This window comes from Bradyrhizobium sp., from assembly GCF_035309285.1.
Lineage (GTDB): Bacteria > Pseudomonadota > Alphaproteobacteria > Rhizobiales > Xanthobacteraceae > Bradyrhizobium.
In genome coordinates this window covers 47,968-65,340 of the sequence record NZ_DATGFH010000167.1, presented here as the reverse complement: position 1 = coordinate 65,340, position 17,373 = coordinate 47,968, and the positions used below count along the sequence as shown (strand labels likewise).

At 65.3% G+C, this 17,373-nt stretch carries 15 protein-coding genes; 7 read left to right on the top strand and 8 right to left on the bottom strand.

Annotated elements, in window-relative coordinates; all coding sequences use genetic code 11:
* Positions 1-88: 88 nt before the first annotated feature.
* The 3 genes from pdeM to VKR55_RS29630 form a co-directional block, all read right to left on the bottom strand.
* Positions 89-760, bottom strand: coding sequence for a ligase-associated DNA damage response endonuclease PdeM (gene pdeM / locus VKR55_RS29640; protein WP_324408947.1), 672 nt, complete (start codon positions 758-760; stop codon positions 89-91).
* 47 nt (positions 761-807) lie between these two features.
* Positions 808-3,537, bottom strand: coding sequence for a ligase-associated DNA damage response DEXH box helicase (locus VKR55_RS29635; RefSeq protein WP_324408946.1), 2,730 nt, complete (start codon positions 3,535-3,537; stop codon positions 808-810).
* A gap of 97 nt (positions 3,538-3,634) precedes the next feature.
* The gene (locus VKR55_RS29630; RefSeq protein WP_324408945.1) at positions 3,635-4,561 is read right to left on the bottom strand and encodes a class I SAM-dependent DNA methyltransferase; all 927 of its coding nucleotides are present in this window, start codon (positions 4,559-4,561) and stop codon (positions 3,635-3,637) included.
* Positions 4,562-4,728: 167 nt separating this feature from the next.
* On the opposite strand from VKR55_RS29630, the gene VKR55_RS29625 reads away from it, so the two are divergent.
* The 5 genes from VKR55_RS29625 (at position 4,729) to VKR55_RS29605 (ending at position 10,130) form a co-directional block, all read left to right on the top strand.
* On the top strand, positions 4,729-5,763 hold the full coding sequence (locus VKR55_RS29625; protein ID WP_324409043.1) for a ligase-associated DNA damage response exonuclease: 1,035 nt from the start codon (positions 4,729-4,731) through the stop codon (positions 5,761-5,763).
* Entirely contained in the window at positions 5,760-7,646 is a 1,887-nt protein-coding gene (locus tag VKR55_RS29620) for a cisplatin damage response ATP-dependent DNA ligase (protein WP_324408944.1), read from the top strand. Before VKR55_RS29625 ends, VKR55_RS29620 begins: the two co-directional genes overlap by 4 nt.
* A 69-nt stretch (positions 7,647-7,715) precedes the next feature.
* A complete protein-coding gene (locus VKR55_RS29615; RefSeq protein ID WP_324408943.1) occupies positions 7,716-8,018 on the top strand; it encodes a DUF6460 domain-containing protein in 303 nt (100 codons plus the stop codon).
* 24 nt (positions 8,019-8,042) lie between these two features.
* Positions 8,043-8,777: an MBL fold metallo-hydrolase gene (locus tag VKR55_RS29610; RefSeq protein ID WP_324408942.1), complete on the top strand. Its 735-nt coding sequence runs from the start codon at positions 8,043-8,045 to the stop codon at positions 8,775-8,777.
* Positions 8,778-8,798: 21 nt separating this feature from the next.
* Positions 8,799-10,130 carry an MATE family efflux transporter gene (locus VKR55_RS29605; protein ID WP_324408941.1) on the top strand — a complete coding sequence of 444 codons (1,332 nt, stop codon included), beginning with the start codon at positions 8,799-8,801 and terminating at the stop codon, positions 10,128-10,130.
* Positions 10,131-10,267: 137 nt separating this feature from the next.
* Here the strand turns inward: VKR55_RS29605 and VKR55_RS29600 are convergent, their stop codons facing one another.
* Together VKR55_RS29600 and VKR55_RS29595 are read right to left on the bottom strand one after the other, a co-directional pair.
* Positions 10,268-11,362, bottom strand: a complete 1,095-nt coding sequence (locus VKR55_RS29600; protein ID WP_324408940.1) for a quinone-dependent dihydroorotate dehydrogenase — start codon at positions 11,360-11,362, stop codon at positions 10,268-10,270.
* The gene (locus VKR55_RS29595) at positions 11,359-11,703 is read right to left on the bottom strand and encodes a DUF952 domain-containing protein (protein WP_324408939.1); all 345 of its coding nucleotides are present in this window, start codon (positions 11,701-11,703) and stop codon (positions 11,359-11,361) included. The genes VKR55_RS29600 and VKR55_RS29595 overlap by 4 nt, the downstream gene beginning before the upstream one ends.
* A gap of 196 nt (positions 11,704-11,899) precedes the next feature.
* Between VKR55_RS29595 and VKR55_RS29590 the strand changes: the two genes are divergently transcribed.
* Both VKR55_RS29590 and VKR55_RS29585 read left to right on the top strand, forming a co-directional pair.
* The gene (locus VKR55_RS29590; RefSeq protein ID WP_324408938.1) at positions 11,900-12,553 is read left to right on the top strand and encodes a S24 family peptidase; all 654 of its coding nucleotides are present in this window, start codon (positions 11,900-11,902) and stop codon (positions 12,551-12,553) included.
* A 99-nt stretch (positions 12,554-12,652) separates the two neighbouring features.
* Entirely contained in the window at positions 12,653-13,405 is a 753-nt protein-coding gene (locus tag VKR55_RS29585) for a carbonic anhydrase (RefSeq protein ID WP_324408937.1), read from the top strand.
* A gap of 186 nt (positions 13,406-13,591) precedes the next feature.
* Here VKR55_RS29585 and VKR55_RS29580 read toward each other — a convergent pair whose 3' ends face one another.
* The 3 genes from VKR55_RS29580 to VKR55_RS29570 form a co-directional block, all read right to left on the bottom strand.
* On the bottom strand, positions 13,592-14,377 hold the full coding sequence (locus VKR55_RS29580; protein ID WP_324408936.1) for a class II aldolase/adducin family protein: 786 nt from the start codon (positions 14,375-14,377) through the stop codon (positions 13,592-13,594).
* Positions 14,378-14,597: 220 nt separating this feature from the next.
* A complete protein-coding gene (locus tag VKR55_RS29575; protein WP_324408935.1) occupies positions 14,598-16,238 on the bottom strand; it encodes a lysine--tRNA ligase in 1,641 nt (546 codons plus the stop codon).
* A gap of 124 nt (positions 16,239-16,362) precedes the next feature.
* Positions 16,363-17,316 (bottom strand): transporter substrate-binding domain-containing protein, encoded by a 954-nt coding sequence (locus VKR55_RS29570; RefSeq protein ID WP_414642490.1) that lies wholly within the window; start codon positions 17,314-17,316, stop codon positions 16,363-16,365.
* Between the last annotated feature and the right edge of the window lie 57 nt (positions 17,317-17,373).

Sequence of the window (17,373 nt, the reverse complement as noted above, 5' to 3'; positions counted from 1 at the left end):
GCGCAACCAAAGTGGTGGGCACGCGGAGCCTGTCATCGGGCCGCGCGTTCGATCGGACCCGTTGGCTTTGCCCACCCTACATTCTTTTTCAATAACACCGCGACGCGGCGATGGTGTGCAGGCGGTTGTCGCCGAGGACATGCGCGGTGAAGGCGGGCGCGCCGAAGACTTTGGTGAACGCTTGGTCGCGGATGCTGAGGCCCCCGGTATAGGCGCCGAAGGACGGCATCACGAGCCGCGCGTCGTCGCAGGCAAAGCAGCGCCGCTCCACCGCGCGGCCGCGCGTTGGCACGCGCGCCTTGGGATGCAGATGCCCGGCGATCTCGCCGAAGGCGCCGGTCGGCTCATGCCGGAACGCGATCGGCCCGATCGCGACCTCGGTTGCGACCACGCCGCCGAAATCCGACGGGATGGCGGGATCGTGGTTACCTGAAATCCAGATCCAGTCGCGATGCGCCTGTAGCGCAGTCAGCGCCTCGCGATCGGCCACGGAAAGCCGCTCATGCGCCTCGCGGTCATGGAAGCTGTCGCCGAGCGCGATCACCCGGCGCGGGTTGTGCCGCGCGATCACGGCGGCAAGGCGGCTCAGCGTCGCCACGGTGTCATAAGGTGGCAGCAGCACGCCGCGTGTGGCAAAGCTCGAGCCTTTTTCCAGATGCAGGTCGGCGACGACGAGCAGGCCCTGCTCGTCCCAGAGCAGCGCGCCGGCGAGATCGGCGTGCAGCGTGACGCCGGCAATGTCGATTGTCGTGGCGCGCATATCGATGTTTTCGGTGGGTTGCGCGCCTGCTGCCACGTTGCTGCCAGTTATCCCATTGCCTCTTTGACGAGCTCGCTGGCCGCTTCCGCCAAGAGTTCGTCTGACGCTTCGCCATAAACTGACTCGCGGCCAATTTCCAGCATCACGGGGACTGCGAGCGGCGAAACATGGTCGAGTTCCCGGTGGGTGATTCGGCCATGGATGCGCGCGAGCATATCACCGAGCCGCTTGAGGTCGAGGAGACCCGTGGCCGCGTCGGCGCGCGCCCCGCGGAGCAGGACGTGGTCGGGCTGATGCTTGCGCAGGACGTCGTAGATCAGGTCGGTCGAGAACAGCACCTGGCGGCGGCTCTTGTCCTCATCGGTGAAGCGGCGCGCGATCAGTCCCGAGATCAGCGCGCCATTGCGGAAGGTGCGCTTCATCAGCGCGGATTCGTGGAGCCATGCTTCGAGGTCGTCGCCGAGCATGTCGGTCTCGAACAGCGCGTTGAGGTCGATCCTGCCGTGGCGGATCATGTGCGACATGTCACCGACGCCCCAGATCGCAAGCGCATATTCGTTGGCAACGAAGCCGAGCGGCCGGGCGCGGGCGCGCTCGAGCCTGCGTGTGAGCAGCATGCCGAGCGTCTGGTGCGCGAGCCGCCCCTCGAAGGGATAGCAGACGAGATAATGCTTGCCACCGCGTGGAAAGGTTTCGACGAGCAGCTCGCGCAGCGCCGGCACGCGGGAAAAATCCGTCTGCAGCACCAGCCAGTCGCGCACCTGCTCCGGCAACGCGTTCCACGCACGCCTGTCGTCGAGCAGCTTGCGCACGCGCTCGGCGAGATAGGTCGAGAGCGGAAATTTTCCGCCCATATAGGACGGCACCTTCGCGTCCTTGTCGTTGGCGCGGGAGACATAGACCTGGTCTTCGACGAGGGCCTCGTAGCGCACGATCTCGCCGCCGAACACAAAGGTGTCGCCGACGACGAGGCCCTCGATGAAATATTCCTCGATCTCACCCAGCATGCGGCCCCCGCGGGCGATCGCGCCGGTCGCGCCCGCACCGCCCGCACGCGAGCGCACCAGCTTCACCTTCAGCATCGGCTCTTCGACGATGGTGCCGACATTGAGCCGATAGCTCTGCCGCACGTAGGGATTGGCGACGCGCCAGCGGCCCTGCTTGTCCTGCTTGATGCGCGCGAAGCGCTCGTAGGTTTTCAGCGCATAACCGCCGGTCGCAACGAACTCGACGACGTCGTCGAAATCGCTGCGCGTGAGATTGGCATAGGGCGCTGCCGTCAGCACCTCCGCATAGAGTTCATCCGACAAGAACGGCTCGCCGCAAGCGCGGCCCAGCACATGCTGCGCCAGCACGTCGAGCGCGCCAGCGCGGAGCGGCGGCGTGTCCTGCGCATTCTCGGCAATGGCATCGATCGCAACCGAGCATTCCAGCACCTCGAAGCGGTTGGCCGGCACGAGGACCGCGCGCGAGGGCTCGTCGAGGCGATGATTGGCGCGGCCGATTCGCTGCATCAGCCGCGAGGAGCCCTTCGGCGCGCCGATATTGATGACGAGATCGACGTCGCCCCAGTCGACGCCGAGATCGAGGGACGAGGTGCAGACCACGCCGCGGAGTTTTCCGGCCGACATCGCGTCCTCGACCTTGCGGCGCTGGGCGACGTCGAGCGAGCCGTGATGCAGCGCGATCGCGAGCGCATCGTCATTCATGCGCCAGAGCTCCTGGAACAGCATCTCGGCCTGGCTGCGCGTGTTGACGAACACGAGCGTGGTCTTGTTGCGCTTGATCAGCTCATAGATCTCGCCCAGCGCATGACGTGCGGTATGGCCGGCCCAGGGCAACCGCTCGCGCGTATCCAGCATCTCCACGACCGGTGCTGCCGCGCCGCCGGCGGTGACAATGTCGGCGGAGACGCTTTGGCCTTCGGGCTGCGGCACCAGGAAGCGCGCAAGCTGCGCCGGTTCGGCCACCGTCGCCGACAGGCCAATCGCGCGTAGCTCGGGCGCGAGCTTCCAGAGCCGCGCGAGCCCAAGCGACAAGAGATCGCCGCGCTTGGAGGTGACGAGCGCATGCAGCTCGTCGAGCACGATACGCTTCAGCGAGGAGAACAGATACGGCGAATCGTCGGACGCGAGCAGCAGCGCGAGCTGTTCGGGCGTGGTGAGCAGAATGTCCGGCGGATAACGCCGCTGACGCTGACGCCGCGACACCGGCGTGTCGCCGGTGCGGGTCTCGACCTTGATCGGCAGCTTCATCTCCGCAATCGGCGTCTCCAGGTTGCGGGCGATGTCGACCGCGAGCGCCTTCAGCGGCGAGATGTAGAGCGTGTGCAGGCCGCCGGTGCGCTTAACGCCGCGGCCGGTGGAGATGACATGCGACTTTTCACCTCGCGGCGTCTCAGCGGCGCCCGCTACAGCTCCCTCGCCCCTTGCGGGGGAGGGTTGGGGAGGGGGGTAAGCCGCGGGCATCGGTGCTTGTGGCTTACCCCCCTCCCGCCGCTCTCTGGCGCGCAAGTGCGCTGCCGAGAGCGTCGACCTCCCCCGCAAGGGGGGAGGTGACAAGGACGAAAGCTCCACCAGCGTCGGCAAGAATCCCGCCAGCGTCTTGCCGGCGCCGGTCGGCGCGATCAGGAGCGCCGAGCGGTCCGCGCGCGCCTTCTGCAGCAGCGCCAACTGATGCTCGCGCGGCGACCAGCCGCGCGCCGTGAACCATTTCTGGAAACGGTCGGGTAGCGCGGCCGATTGGCCTAAGGGTTCGAGCAGGTCCAGGAGCGACACGGCCTAAGAGCTAAGCCGTCCGGGCGCTTACGTCGAGAGCGAGAAGGCGATTTTGGCAGGAGATGGCACAGCGCTTCACTTCGTCCCACGTCTCGACTCATGTCTTGGCGGCGACGACCACGAGCCCCTGCACCGGCTTGTTGTCCTCGTTGCGCGGCGAGGCGGCCTCCAGATATGCGACGCCAAGGCCCGCCGCGGTGATTTTGCCGCGGACATAGTCCGTAGCGTGGGCGTAACGCAAACCTTCGCCGATGATCACGCCGTCGCCGTTGTGCGTCTCCAGCGTGAACGCAAACACGCCGCCTCCCGCCAGCACGCGCTCGGCTTCCACCAGCACCGGCGCGATATCGGAAACGTAACACATGGCGTCTGCCGCGAGCAGCAGGTTCGCGCTGGCGTCAGGCTTTGTGGAGAGGCCCTCGACCATGTCGGCGACCTCGAGCTCAGCATAAAGGCCGGTGGCGCGCGCCTGTTCGATCATGCCGGGCGACAAATCGATGCCGATGAAATTATCGACCTCCTTCGCAAAGGCGCTTGCCGCGAGCCCAGTGCCGCAGCCGAGATCGATCGCGCGCTTGAAGAAGGCGGGCTTCTTCGCTTTCACCCGCACTGACAGCGCGGCCTTGAACAAGAGCTGCGGCGCGCGATAGCCGAGGTCGCCGATGAGCGCAGCCTCGAAGCGCGGCGCATATTGATCGAACAGCGCCTGCACATAGCCCTTCGGCATCTCGCCGAGCTGATCGGCACCGAGCCGCATCAGCCAGACCGCGGCGCCGTGGCGGTCATGCGGATCGGATGCGCACGCGCGGCGAAACGCCGCGATCGCCGCCTCATGCTGGCCGAGCTGCTCGCGGATTTCGCCGAGCGTGAACCAGGCCGAGGGAAAGTTCGGCGCAAGCTCGATCGCCTGCTCCAGGAGATCGGCGGCGGCCGGAAGATCGCCCTTCAATTGCAGGTCGCGCGCAAACTCGAAGCGGCGGTCGGCAATGAGATCGCCGGAGGACAGGAACAAACGGGCAGGCATGGTCTACGTGTCTCGTCATTGCCGGGCTCGACCCGGCAATCCATCTTGAGGGAAGGAGTCTTTCTGTAGATGGATGCGCGGGTCAAGCCCGCGCATGACGAGGGGGAACGATGGCAGCAGGCCGCGTGAGACCTGATAATCCGTCTCGTACGGCCTATATTCGCCAGATGCGACCGCAAGACATCCTCATCCCCACCCCCGCCGGTCTCTGCTGCAAGCCGGGTAACTTCCACATCGATCCGGTGCGCCCCGTGGAGCGGGCAGTGATCACCCATGGCCATTCCGACCATGCGCGTGCCGGCCATGGCGCGGTGCTGGCGACGCAGGAGACGCTCGACATCATGCGGCTGCGCTATGGCGACAATTTCGCCGGCTCGACGCAGGCGATCCGTTATGGCGAGGAGATCAAGCTCGGCGACGTCACGGTGAAATTTCATCCCGCCGGCCACGTGCTGGGCTCGGCGCAGATCGCGGTGAGCTGCAAGGACACCTGCATCGTCGCCTCCGGCGACTACAAGGATGCGCGCGATCCGACCTGCGCGCCGCTGGAAATTGTGCCGTGCGACGTCTTCATCACCGAGGCGACTTTCGGTCTTCCAGTGTTCCGGCATGGCAACGCCGCCAACGAGGTGAAGAAGCTGCTCGCCTCGGCGACATTGTTTCCGGAGCGCGCGCATCTCGTCGGCGCCTATTCGCTCGGCAAGGCGCAGCGCGTGATCGCACTGATCCGCGAGGCCGGTTACGACGCACCGATCTTTCTGCATGGCGCGATGGAAAAGATCACGCGCTACTACGAAAACAAAGGCATCGCGCTTGGCGAGCTCAAGCCTGTGCGCGGCATGAAGAAGGCCGATCTCGCCGGCACGATCACACTGGCGCCGCCGACCGCGACCTCCGACATCTGGACGCGGCGCTTTCCGGACCCCGTGACGGCCTTCGCGTCAGGATGGATGCGGGTGCGCGCACGCGCCCGACAGGGCGGCATCGAGCTGCCGCTGGTGATCTCCGATCACGCCGATTGGGACGGGCTGACCGCGACCATTGCGGCAACCGGCGCCGGCGAGATCTGGGTCACGCATGGCCAGGAGGATGCGCTGGTGCATTGGTGCCGGACACGAGGCCTTGCTGCGCAGCCGCTCGATCTCGTCGGTTACGGCGATGAAGAGGAGAGCGAGATGCCAGGCGAAGGCGACGACGCATGAACCGCTTCGCCGCCCTGCTCGACCGCCTCGCCTATGAGCCCGGCCGCAACAACAAGCTCAGGCTGCTGGAAGCCTATTTCCGCGAAGTCGGCGACCCCGATCGCGGCTATGCGCTGGCGGCGCTGACCGGCGCGCTGTCGTTCAAGCACGCCAAGCCCGGCTTGATCCGCGATCTGATCATGGAGCGCACCGATCCGGTGCTGTTCGCTCTCTCCTACGATTATGTCGGCGATCTCTCCGAGACGGTCGCGCTGATGTGGCCGAAGGTCGGCGTAACTCATGACGAGTCTTTTCCGGGCTACCCCCCTCACCAGCCCTCCCCCGCAAGGGAGGAGGGAGCGCAGCGGAGTCCGGGGCAATCGAAGAGCAAGCTCCCAAGCAGTGAGATAAGTCGCAATGGACGCTCCGCTCTCTCCATTCCCTCCCCCCTTGCGGGGGAGGGTCAGGGAGGGCGGTACCGCGGGCTCGATGCGCGTGACGCGCTCCGCCCGCGCAACCACAACAACCCACCTCCACCCACCCTCACCGAAGTCGTCACCACGCTCCGAACACTCGGCAAGACCGAGCTGCCACGACGGCTCGCGCGCTGGCTCGACGAACTGGACGAGACCGGACGCTGGGCGCTGTTGAAGCTCGTCACCGGCGCGATGCGGATCGGCATTTCCGCGCGGCTCGCGAAAGCCGCCGCGGCCAACCTCGGAAACAAGGACCCGCATGAGGTCGAACTGATCTGGCCGGGCCTGTCCCCGCCCTACTCCGACCTGTTCGCCTGGCTCGAGGGCCGCGGTGACAAGCCGGTCAACCTCGATCCTGCGCCGTTCCGTCCGGTGATGCTCGCGCACGCGATCGAGGATGCGGATTTCGCTGCCCTCGATCCGACGGACTATATCGCCGAATGGAAATGGGACGGCATCCGCGTGCAGGCGGTCGCAGGGCGCGATACGCGCGGCCACGTGCAGGTGCGGCTCTATTCGCGCACCGGCGAGGACATCACGGGGGGCTTTCCGGATCTGGCGCCATCGCTGCACCTGCCCGGCGCGATCGACGGTGAGCTGCTGGTGGTGCGCGCCGGCCGCGTTCAAAGTTTCAACGTGCTGCAGCAGCGGCTCAACCGCAAAGCGGTGTCGCCCAAGCTGCTCAAAGACTTTCCGATGCATCTGCGCGCCTATGATCTGCTCGCCGACGACGACAATGATCTGCGCGAGCTGCCGTTTGCCGAGCGCCGGGCCAAGCTCGAAGCCTTCGTGAAGAAGCTCGACGATTCCCGCATCGATCTCTCGCCAACGATTGCCTTCGATAGCTGGGAAGGCTTGCGCACGGCGCGCGCGGATCCCGCCGGTGCCGGCGCAGATGCGGAAGCCGTCGAAGGCGTGATGCTGAAACGGCGCGATGCGCCTTACCTGCCCGGCCGACCGAAAGGTCAATGGTGGAAGTGGAAGCGCGATCCGCACATCATCGATGCCGTGTTGATGTATGCGCAGCGCGGCCACGGCAAGCGCTCCTCGTTCTATTCCGACTACACGTTCGGCGTCTGGACCTCAGGCGAGGACGGCGAGCAATTGGTTCCGGTCGGCAAGGCCTATTTCGGCTTCACCGATGACGAGCTGTTGCAGATCGATCGCTTCGTCCGCCGCAACACCACCGAGAAATTCGGCCCCGTGCGCCATGTCGTGCATGAGCCCGGCCAGGGGCTGGTGCTGGAAGTCGCCTTCGAAGGCTTGCAGCGCTCGACGCGGCACAAGTCCGGCATCGCGATGCGCTTTCCCCGCATTAACCGGCTGCGCTGGGACAAGCCGCCGCGCGATGCGGATCGGCTGGAGACGCTGGAAAAGCTGTTGAAGGAAGACGCAGCTAAAAATTTGGTAACGTCGGACAGCCATTGACTGACGTGGGCGGGTTCCCCATGTGCTCCTCGCCGAGTATGATCGGCACGAATCCGCAAGGAGAGCTCGATGCCCAACGACACCCGGGAATTGCCGGCCAGCCATGACGGCCTCAACCGCTTTCTCGGCGGCTCGCCGCTCGCGGTCGTGTTCCGGCTGATCCTGCTCTCCATCCTGGTCGGCGTCGTGCTCGCCGCGATCGGCTTCGATCCCTACAACATCCTGCGCAGCATCCAGCTCCTGTTCCGGCGAATCTGGGACCTTGGCTTCGACGCCATCAACTGGCTGTGGCGCTATTTCCTGCTCGGCGCCGTCATCGTGATCCCGATCTGGTTCCTGTCGCGGCTGTTCGGCGCGCCGCGCGGACGCTGATCTCTCGCCAAACGGTCATATCCGATGCAGGTGCGATTTGTCGGCTGCGGCGATGCCTTCGGCTCCGGCGGCCGGCAAAATACCTGCTTTCACGTCACGGGAGCTTCGGTCAATTTCCTGATCGATTGCGGCGCTTCCGCACTGCCGGCGCTGAAGCGCAGCGGCATCGTGCGCAACGACATCGATCTGATCCTCATCACCCACTTTCACGGCGATCATTTCGCCGGCCTGCCGTTCTTCCTGCTCGACGCTCAATTCTCGCGCCGCACCCGCCCGCTTGTCATCGCGGGACCGGAGGGAATCGAGTCGCGCCTCGCACAAGTGATGGAAGCATTGTTCGAGCGTTCGTCCGCGACGCAGCAAAAGTTCGAGCTTTCAATCCTGCCGCTCAAGCCGGAGGAAACGCGCAACCTCGGCGCCGTCACGCTCACGCCCTATCCGGTGGTGCATGGAGACTCCGGCGGCCCCTTCCTGGCCTACCGGATCGAGGCGGATGGACGCGTCCTTGCCTACACCGCCGATACCGAATGGACGGCGGCGCTGGTGCCGCTCGGCCGCGACGCCGATCTCTTCATCGCGGAAGCCTATACTTACGAGCGGACCATCAGGAATCATCTGAGCCTGCAGACGCTTGAGGCGCACCTTTCGGAGATCAAGCCGAAGCGGCTGATCCTGACCCACATGAGCGACGACATGCTGTCGCGGCTGGATGGGCTCGCCCATGCGGCGGCACATGACGGCATGATTGTCGAATTCTAGGGTGCGTTGAAGCCCGTGGACATGCGCCTCGACCAGCTTGCCAGCAGAGTCACGACCGCGCGGGTGTTCGCGATCGCCGGCCCCGCGATGATCGCGAACGTGACGACGCCCTTGATCGGCATCGTCTCGACCACCGCGATCGGACGGCTCGACGAGCCGGCCATGCTCGGCGGCGTCGCGATGGCGTCCTTCATTTTCGATTGCCTGTTCTGGCTGTTCGGCTTCCTGCGCATGAGCACGCTGGCCTTCACCGCGCAGGCGATCGGCGCCGGCGAAAAAAAGGAGCTGCGCGTGCATCTCGTGCGCGGGCTCGTGGTGGCCGCGCTGATCGGGGCTGGCCTGATCGCGCTGCAACTGCCGCTCGCCGCCATGCTGTTTGCGATGATGGGTGGCAGCGCCGACGTGACGCAGGCGGCAAAGACCTATTTCGCGATCCGCATCTGGTCGGCGCCGCTGGCGCTCGGCAACTATGTCGTGCTCGGCTGGCTGGTCGGACAGGCGCGCGCAAGGCTTGCACTCGCCGTGCAGATTGCGATCAACCTGGTCAACATGGCGGCAACCGTTGCGCTGGTGCTCGGCTTGCGCGCCGGAATTGCAGGCGCTGCGCTCGCCACCGTGCTTGCGGAAGCATGTGGGCTTGTGATCGGCCTCATGATCGCGGGCCGCCTCGCCGGCGGATCGCTTGTGATCCCGCGCGTGGCATTGCTCGATCGCGTGGCGCTGATACGCATGCTGTCGGTCAATCGCGACATCATGATCCGGACCGCCGCGCTGATCGCGGCCTTCCTGTTCTTCACTGCGCAGGGCGCGCGCGCCGGCGACGTGACGCTCGCCGCCAACGCCGTGCTGAATAATCTTCTCCTGGCGAGCGCCTTCTTTCTCGACGGCCTCGCCAATGCCGCCGAGCAATTGTGCGGCCAGACGCTGGGGGCGCGCGACCGCTTGGGCTTCACCGCCGCGACGCGGCTGGTGCTCGCCTGGGGCTTTGGCTTCGCGCTGGCCGTCACGGCCTGCCTCGCGGCGTTTGGCCCTGATCTCATCGATGTCATGACTGCGAGCGACGATGTCCGGATCGCGGCCCGCAACTTCCTCGTCTTCGTCGTGTTCTCGCCGTTGCTCTCCGTGTTCGCCTTTGCCTTCGACGGCATCTATATCGGCGCGACCTGGGCGCGCGACATGCGCAATCTCATGCTGGCCTCGCTTGCGGCCTATCTCTCGGCCTGGTTCGCGCTGCGCTCGTTCGGCAATGCCGGGCTCTGGGGCGCCTTCCTCGTGCACTATGCGGCGCGCGGCGGCTTGCAGGCGCTGCGCTATCCCGCGCTGGTGAAGGCGTCGTTCGGGAAGTCTTCGTAGGGTGGGTCGAGCGAAAGCGAAACCCGCCGTCTTCGTGATGGGTTTCGCTGAGCCTGTCATCGGGCGCGCGTTCGCGCGACCCGTTGGCTCTGCCCATCCTACATACTGTCATCGCCCGGCGCGACGGCGGGGCGTGGCTACACCGGCCAATCCTCGGCGGTGATCGTGGCGGCATCGGCGCCGACGATCTCCGACAGCGACTCGCGGCCGGTGCGGAGCAGAGTCGAGGCGAGGTCGCGCTTGATGTCCTCGACGAGGCCAAGCCCCTTGTAGATCAGGGGCGAATAGAGCTGGATCAGGCTGGCGCCGGCGCGGATGCGCGTCAGCGCGGCGCCGCCACTATCGATGCCGCCGACGCCGATCAATGGAAACGCGCCCTCGGCGCGCACATAGGTTTCCGCGACCATCCGCGTCGCCAGCCGCAGCAGTGGCCGGCCGGAAAGGCCGCCCTGCTCCTTCGCGCGATATGTCTCGCGCAGCGACGAGGGCCGCGCCAGCGTCGTGTTGGCAACGATCATGCCATCGACCCGGCGCGAGCGCGCGACGTGCACGACATCGTCGAGCTCGGAAAGTCCGAGATCCGGCGCGATCTTGAGCAGCACCGGCGTATCGCCGGCCGTCTCGCGGACCCGCTCGCGCGCGTCGATCACTCTCGCAAGCAGATCATCGAGCTGTGAGGCCTGCTGCAGATTGCGCAGGCCCGGCGTGTTCGGAGAGGATACGTTCACGGTGAAATAGCTTGCAACCGGCGCAAAGGTTTCGATCAGCTTGACGTAGTCCGCAATACGATCCGGCGAATCCTTGTTCGCCCCGACGTTGACGCCGACGATGCCGCCACGGCTGGCACGCGAGGCGAGCCGCCGCAACACAACGTCCGCACCATCATTGTTGAAGCCCATGCGGTTGATGACACCCTCATCCCGCTCCAGGCGAAACAGTCGCGGCCGCGGATTGCCACTCTGGGGATACGGCGTGACGGTACCGACCTCGACAAAGCCGAAGCCGAGCTTGAGCAGTGCGTCCGGCACCTCGGCATTCTTGTCGAAGCCCGCGGCCATGCCGACCGGATTGGGAAAGTTGAGCCCGAAGGCGCGCATCGCAAGCTTGGCATCGTCAGTCTGCGGCCGCATCGGCGGCAGTAATTTCAAGCCATGGATCGCGAGGCGATGCGCGTCCTCGGCATCGAGCCAGCGAAGCAGCGGCAGAGAGAGGGCGTCGAAGGCGCGGATCACGGCTCGAGCTCCGGGATGTCGTGAGTGCCGTCGGAGCGCGCGTGCATGTTGAGCACACGCCGTACCGCGCCGAGATCGAGTTCGCCATAGAGGTGCGGAAACAATTCGTCGTTGCGCGAGCGCTCCCAGCGCAGCGCGGCGCCGAGCGCGTCGGTCTCGACCTCGACCAGGAACAGCCCCGTTTGCCCGAAAAAGTGCTTTCGTGCGGTCTCGTTCACCTGCGGGGCCGTCGAGAAATGGATGAAGCCGTCGCGCGCATCGTCGCGGCTACCGCGGTAAACGCCTTGCCGCTCGGCCTCGCGCCAGGCCGAGGCAGGACAGATTTTGTAGATCAGGGGCACGGGCGTGGATCGGTTAAGTGGTTGAGTATGTTCTTTAAGTCACTTTTAGGCGCGGCTTCGTCAGGTAGCAATTTCGCGACCGTATCGGCGGGCTTTGCTTAACTCAAGGGCGGCCGCATGGCCCTTGTCGGATTGAGCGAAAACCGGTTTATTCAGGCATTAATTCCCAAGCGCAGATCTATCAAGCGTGGCCCTGATGGCCAGGCATGCCAAAACGCCGCGGATATTGACCCACGAGCAGATCTGGACCGCGCTGGACCGGCTTGCGGCACGGGCCTCGCTGTCGCCGTCGGGGCTTGCCCGGCGCGCCGGTCTCGATGCCACCACCTTCAACAAGTCCAAGCGCGTCACGCCCGATGGGCGCGAGCGCTGGCCATCGACCGAGTCGATCGCAAAAGCGCTCGCCGCGGCCGACACCTCGATTGACACATTCGTGCAGCTCATCGGCGACGGCCCAAGACCGGCCGCGTCGGTCTCGCTCCTGACGTTGGCGCAAGCCGCCCAACGCGGCCATTTCGACGAGCACGGCCATCTGGCGGGAAAGGGCTTTGACAAGCTCACGTTGCCGTCGGCCGACGACGAGCATGCCTTTGCGCTCGAGATATCCGGAAGCCTCCATGAGCCCGCCTATCGCGACGGCGACGTCGTGCTGGTCTCGCCCTCGACCGCGATCCGCCGTGGTGACCGCGTCGTGGTGAAGACCAGCGGCGGCGAGGTGCTGCTCGGGGAGTTGAAGCGGCGCACGGCGAAGGTGCTGGAGCTGGCGGCGTTCGGTGCGGCGGGCGGTGATCGCGCGCTGGCGGCCGGCGAGGTCGAATGGATCGCACGGATTGTGTGGGTGAGACAGTAGAGGGTCCGGGTTCCTGATCTTGCCGAGGCAAGCTCCCTCCCTTAGGGTTCCCATCACATCGCCCTCCTTGCTCGCATCTCTTAACTGTCGGGATTTTTCATGAATCGTCGTCAAGCGCTGAGGCTCCTCGCGGGAGCCGCTCTCTGCCCATGCTGTATTGAACGTGCCGCCGCGGAGAGCGCGCATTGGAGCTATGAGGGCGACACCGGCCCCGCCAAGTGGGGCGATCTGGATGCCGCCAGCAAGACCTGCGCGATCGGATCGCAGCAATCGCCGATCGATATTGGCGGCACGGTGAAGGCGCAACTGCCGGCGCTCAAGATCAACTGGACCAAGCGGGCCGACACCATCGTCAACAACGGCCACACCATCCAGCTCAACTTCCCGGAAGGCAACACGCTCCTATTGGGCGATGCTAAGTACCGCCTGGTGCAACTTCACTTCCATCGGCCGAGCGAGCATCTGGTCGCCGGCAAGAATTTCGCGATGGAGGCGCATTTCGTGCATCGCGCCGAAAGCGGCGCGCTGGCGGTGATCGGCGTGCTGATGACTCCGGGCAAGCCGAACGCGGCCTTCACGAGGATCACAGCAACCATGCCGGGAGCCGAAGGCCCCGCCGTGAAAGCGGATCCCGCCATCGATCCCAACGCGCTGCTTCCGGCCAAGCACGGTTACTACCGCTATCCAGGTTCGCTGACGACGCCGCCCTGCTCCGAGATCGTCGAATGGCTTGTTCTCACCACGCCGATCAGCGTGGCCGATGCCGACATTGCGCGCTTTGCCAAGCTCTATCCGATGAATGCGCGCCCGGCACAGAAGGACAATCGACGTTACGTGCTGCAATCGATCTAGTGACGGCGACCGATACGGGTTGTCGCGGCTGGGCGCCCTATAACTCGTCATGCCCGGGCTTGACCCGGGCTTGCATCAACAAAAAGGCATCTTGCGAAGTGTGACGGATGCGCGGGCCTTCGCCGCGCCGAGGGGGCTTCGGCCCCGCAGGCGGGTCAAGCCCGCGCATGACGAGCTGAGCAAGCCTTACGTCGCGTAGTCCGGCTCTTTCCGATCCAGGATCCGCTTCAGCGCATCGAAGTGCCGCTGTGACGGACCGGGGTTGTAGTGGGTGCCGCCGCTGCCGCTCATGTCGCGCTTGGTCTTTTCGACCACGTGCTCGGGGAGCTTCTTCAGCTTCTGGCCGGTCCACATCGCGTAGATCTGTACCTGCGCGGCGCGCTCGACGTAGTAGAGCCGGTCAAAGGCTTCTGCGATGGTCTCGCCGACGGTTGAGATGCCGTGATTGGCCATGAACAGGATCGTCTTGTCGCCGATCACGCGCGCAAGCCGCGCGCCCTCGGCCGGATCGAGCGCGGGGCCGGTGTACTCGTCGTCATAAGCGATCGCGTTGATCATGCCGACCTCGGTCTGGCCAATCTCCTTGATGCAGGGATCCTCCAGCCGCGTCAGCGCGCTGGCGTAAGGCATATGGGTGTGGAACACGGCCTTGGCCTGCGGCAGCGCCTTGTGGATCGGCGCATGGATGCAATAGCAGGAGCGCTCGACGTCCCCCGCGCCGCTTTTGACCAGACCATCGTCGATACCGACTTCCATGAAGGAGGACGCCGTCACCTCCGACCAGTGCATGCCAAACGGGATTTGGTAATAGCGGTCGCTGCCGCCGGGCACGACGTAGGTGAGATGGTTGAAGATGCCCTCGGAGAAGCCATGCATCCAGGCGAGGCGGTGCGCGGCGGCGAGATCGACCCGCGCTTGCCATTCCTCGGTGCTGCATTCAGAAAGCGTCTTCGGCGAAACGCGGAATTGCATGCGGAGTCTCCCTGCGGTCTAGCGGTCTTGTTGCTTGAGGACACTATAGCGCAAGCATGGGATTTCGTCATGGCCGGGCTTGACCCGGCCATCCATCAAAAACGAAGGGCTTCCCTGCAAAGGAAGATGGATGCGCGGGCCTTCGCCGCGCCGAAGGGGCTTCGGCCCCGCAGGCGGGTCAAGCCCGCGCATGACGATCCATAAGGGGTTGCCGCGTGCCCTACCCCGACCGCGCCAGCGCGCCGTCGATCATGTTCACTGCGTTGACGATGCCGTAGACGGCGACGAAGGAGCCGAAGCGCGGGCCCTTCTCCTGGCCGAGCAGCACCTGGTAGAGCATGTTGAACCAGTCGAGCGACACGCCGGGGCGTCCGTCCTTGCCTTTCTTGACGGGGTCGAGGAACGGCTCGCGGCGGCCAATCTCGTAGACCACGGTCTGGATCCCCTCGGCCGTGGAATCCGCCGGCAGGTTGGACAGCGCGTCGCGCAGGTCCTGCAGCGCGGCGCGTTCGCTATCGGTCGGCTCGCGGAACTGCTTGGTCGGCGCGACGAAGTCGCGATAGTAGTTGATGGCATAGCCGACCATCGCATCAAGCTTCGGATGCGTCTTGGGTGTCACGCCCGGCCGGTAGCGGCCGATGAAGCCCCACAGCGTCTCGGCGTTCTCCGCATTCGATGACGACACCAGCGTCAGGAGGAGCTGGAAGGTGACGGGCATGTCCGCCTTCGGCGGATGGCCGGCATGAATGTGCCACACCGGATTCGACAATTGCTGCCGCGTGTCCTGGCGCGGAAAGCCTTCCAGGAATTGCTGATAGTCGTCGACGTTGCGCGGGATGACGTCGAAGTAGAGGCGCTTGGCCGCCTTCGGCTCGCGGTACATGAACAGCGACAGCGATTCCGGCGAGGCATAGCGCAGCCACTCGTCGATGGTGAGCCCGTTGCCTTTCGACTTGGAAATCTTCTGGCCCTTCTCGTCGAGGAAGAGCTCGTAGTTGAAGCCTTCCGGCGGCTTGCCGCCGAGTGCCGCGCAGATCTTGCCGGAGAGTTTTACCGAGTCGATCAGGTCCTTGCCGGCCATCTCGTAGTCGACGGCGAGCGCGTACCAGCGCATCGCCCAGTCCGGCTTCCATTGCAGCTTGCAGTGGCCGCCGGTAACGGGAACCGTGACGCGCTCCTTGGTCTCGGGATCGTCATAAGAGATGGTGCCGGCCCTGGCGTCATGCGCGACGATCGACACGTACAGCACCTGGCCCGTGCGCGGACAGATCGGCAGGAACGGCGAATAGCTCGCCGCGCGCTCCTCGCGGAGCGACGGCAGCATGATCTCCATGATCTTGTCGAGCCGCTCCAGCATGCGCGTGAGCGCCGCATCGAACTTGCCGGACTTGTAGTAGTCGGTGGAGCTCGCGAACTCGTAATCGAAGCTGAAGGTATCAAGAAAGGCGCGCAGCCGCGCATTGTTGTGCGCGCCGAAGCTACCGTGCGTGCCGAAGGGATCGGGCACGGTCGTGAGCGGCTGGCCGAGATGCTTTTCCAGCAGCTCCCGGTTCGGCACGTTGTCCGGCACCTTGCGCAGGCCGTCCATGTCGTCGGAGAAGGCGATCAGCCGCGTCTTGATCTTGTCCTCGGTCAGCACGCGGAAGGCGTGCCGCACCATGGTGGTGCGCGCGACCTCGCCAAAGGTGCCGATATGCGGCAGGCCCGAGGGGCCGTAGCCGGTCTCGAACAGGACCTCGTCCTTCGGCTGCTTTTTCAGCCGTGCGACAATCGCTTTCGCCTGCTCGAACGGCCAGGCGTTGGATTGTTCGGCAACCGAGCGCAGATCGCCCGGGCTGGCTGAAAGTTCGATCGTGGACATCAGATAAGGCTCTCCGCAAACAGCAGAAAATAGCGGACATTCGTAGGGTGGGCAAAGCGAAGCGTGCCCACCGAGGCGAAAAATGGTGGGCACGGCGCAAGCGCGCCTTTGCCCACCCTACAGATCAGAACGGGCTCACCGAGAAATAGCGCAGCCACAGATCGGTGTAGCGGCCTTTTTCCCAGACGCGAAACAGCGCCCAGTTCAACGCCTGCCTGAGCAGATCGTTGCCCTTGCGTACCGCAATGCCGACGCCCTCGCCGAAATAGCGGCTCTCGACGAACGGCCCGCCGGAGAAGGCGCAGCAATTGTCCGAATCGGTGCCATTGATCCAGAACGACAGCGAAATCCCGTCGCCGAAGATGAAGTCGACCTCGCCGCGGCGGAGCGCAAGCCGCAGCGCCTCGTCGTTCGGATAGGAATGCAGCTCGGCATCGGTGAACATCGCCTTCAGATAGGCCTCATGCGCGGAGCCGGCGATGACGCCGACCTTCTTGCCCTCGAGATATTCAGGGCGGATCTCCGGCATCACGGCATCCTTGCGCGACACGAAGCGCGCGGGCACGCGGTAATAGGGATCGGTGAAATCGACGCGGGTGCGGAGCTCCGGCGTCACCGCCATGGAGGCGATGATGGCATCGCCGCGGTTGCTTGCGATCGCATCGAGCAGCGTCTCGAAGCGCCGCATCTGGATGGTGCAGGTGACCTTGATCTCCTCGCAGAGCGAGCGCGCCAGGTCGACATTGAAGCCGGCGGGGTTGCCGTCGGCGCCGGTGAAGTCGAACGGCGGATAATCGGTCTCGGTCAGGAAGCGGATCACGGAGATGCGCGACAGGTCCGGCCGCTCGGGACGCCGCCGTGGATCCCAGAAGCCGGGCACGGCCTGCGGCGCCGCCTCGACCTTCTTTGCAGGCGCGGCCGGCGTTGCCGCCGGAGTCTGGGGCTTGGCCGCCGGCGTCGGGGACGGGGCTTGGGCTTTGGCCGGCGGGATGGAAAGCGCCAGCGCCAGCAGGGCAGCCGCAACCGCGCCTGCCCGCAGGCAACGGGCTGGCAGCGCGAGGTTCGGAATGGGCGACAAGGCGGTCTGCAACGATCTAGCCGGGAATATCTGGAATTAGAGGGCCTTATAGACCAT

Coding starts and splice junctions, on each gene's coding strand:
- VKR55_RS29580 (WP_324408936.1), bottom strand. CDS start 14,377: ATGCAATTCCGCGTTTCGCCGAAGACGCTTTCTGAATGCAGCACCGAG.
- VKR55_RS29590 (WP_324408938.1), top strand. CDS start 11,900: ATGGCCAGGCATGCCAAAACGCCGCGGATATTGACCCACGAGCAGATC.
- VKR55_RS29615 (WP_324408943.1), top strand. CDS start 7,716: ATGCCCAACGACACCCGGGAATTGCCGGCCAGCCATGACGGCCTCAAC.
- VKR55_RS29620 (WP_324408944.1), top strand. CDS start 5,760: ATGAACCGCTTCGCCGCCCTGCTCGACCGCCTCGCCTATGAGCCCGGC.
- VKR55_RS29630 (WP_324408945.1), bottom strand. CDS start 4,561: ATGCCTGCCCGTTTGTTCCTGTCCTCCGGCGATCTCATTGCCGACCGC.
- VKR55_RS29575 (WP_324408935.1), bottom strand. CDS start 16,238: ATGTCCACGATCGAACTTTCAGCCAGCCCGGGCGATCTGCGCTCGGTT.
- VKR55_RS29610 (WP_324408942.1), top strand. CDS start 8,043: ATGCAGGTGCGATTTGTCGGCTGCGGCGATGCCTTCGGCTCCGGCGGC.
- VKR55_RS29585 (WP_324408937.1), top strand. CDS start 12,653: ATGAATCGTCGTCAAGCGCTGAGGCTCCTCGCGGGAGCCGCTCTCTGC.
- VKR55_RS29625 (WP_324409043.1), top strand. CDS start 4,729: ATGCGACCGCAAGACATCCTCATCCCCACCCCCGCCGGTCTCTGCTGC.
- pdeM (WP_324408947.1), bottom strand. CDS start 760: ATGCGCGCCACGACAATCGACATTGCCGGCGTCACGCTGCACGCCGAT.
- VKR55_RS29605 (WP_324408941.1), top strand. CDS start 8,799: ATGCGCCTCGACCAGCTTGCCAGCAGAGTCACGACCGCGCGGGTGTTC.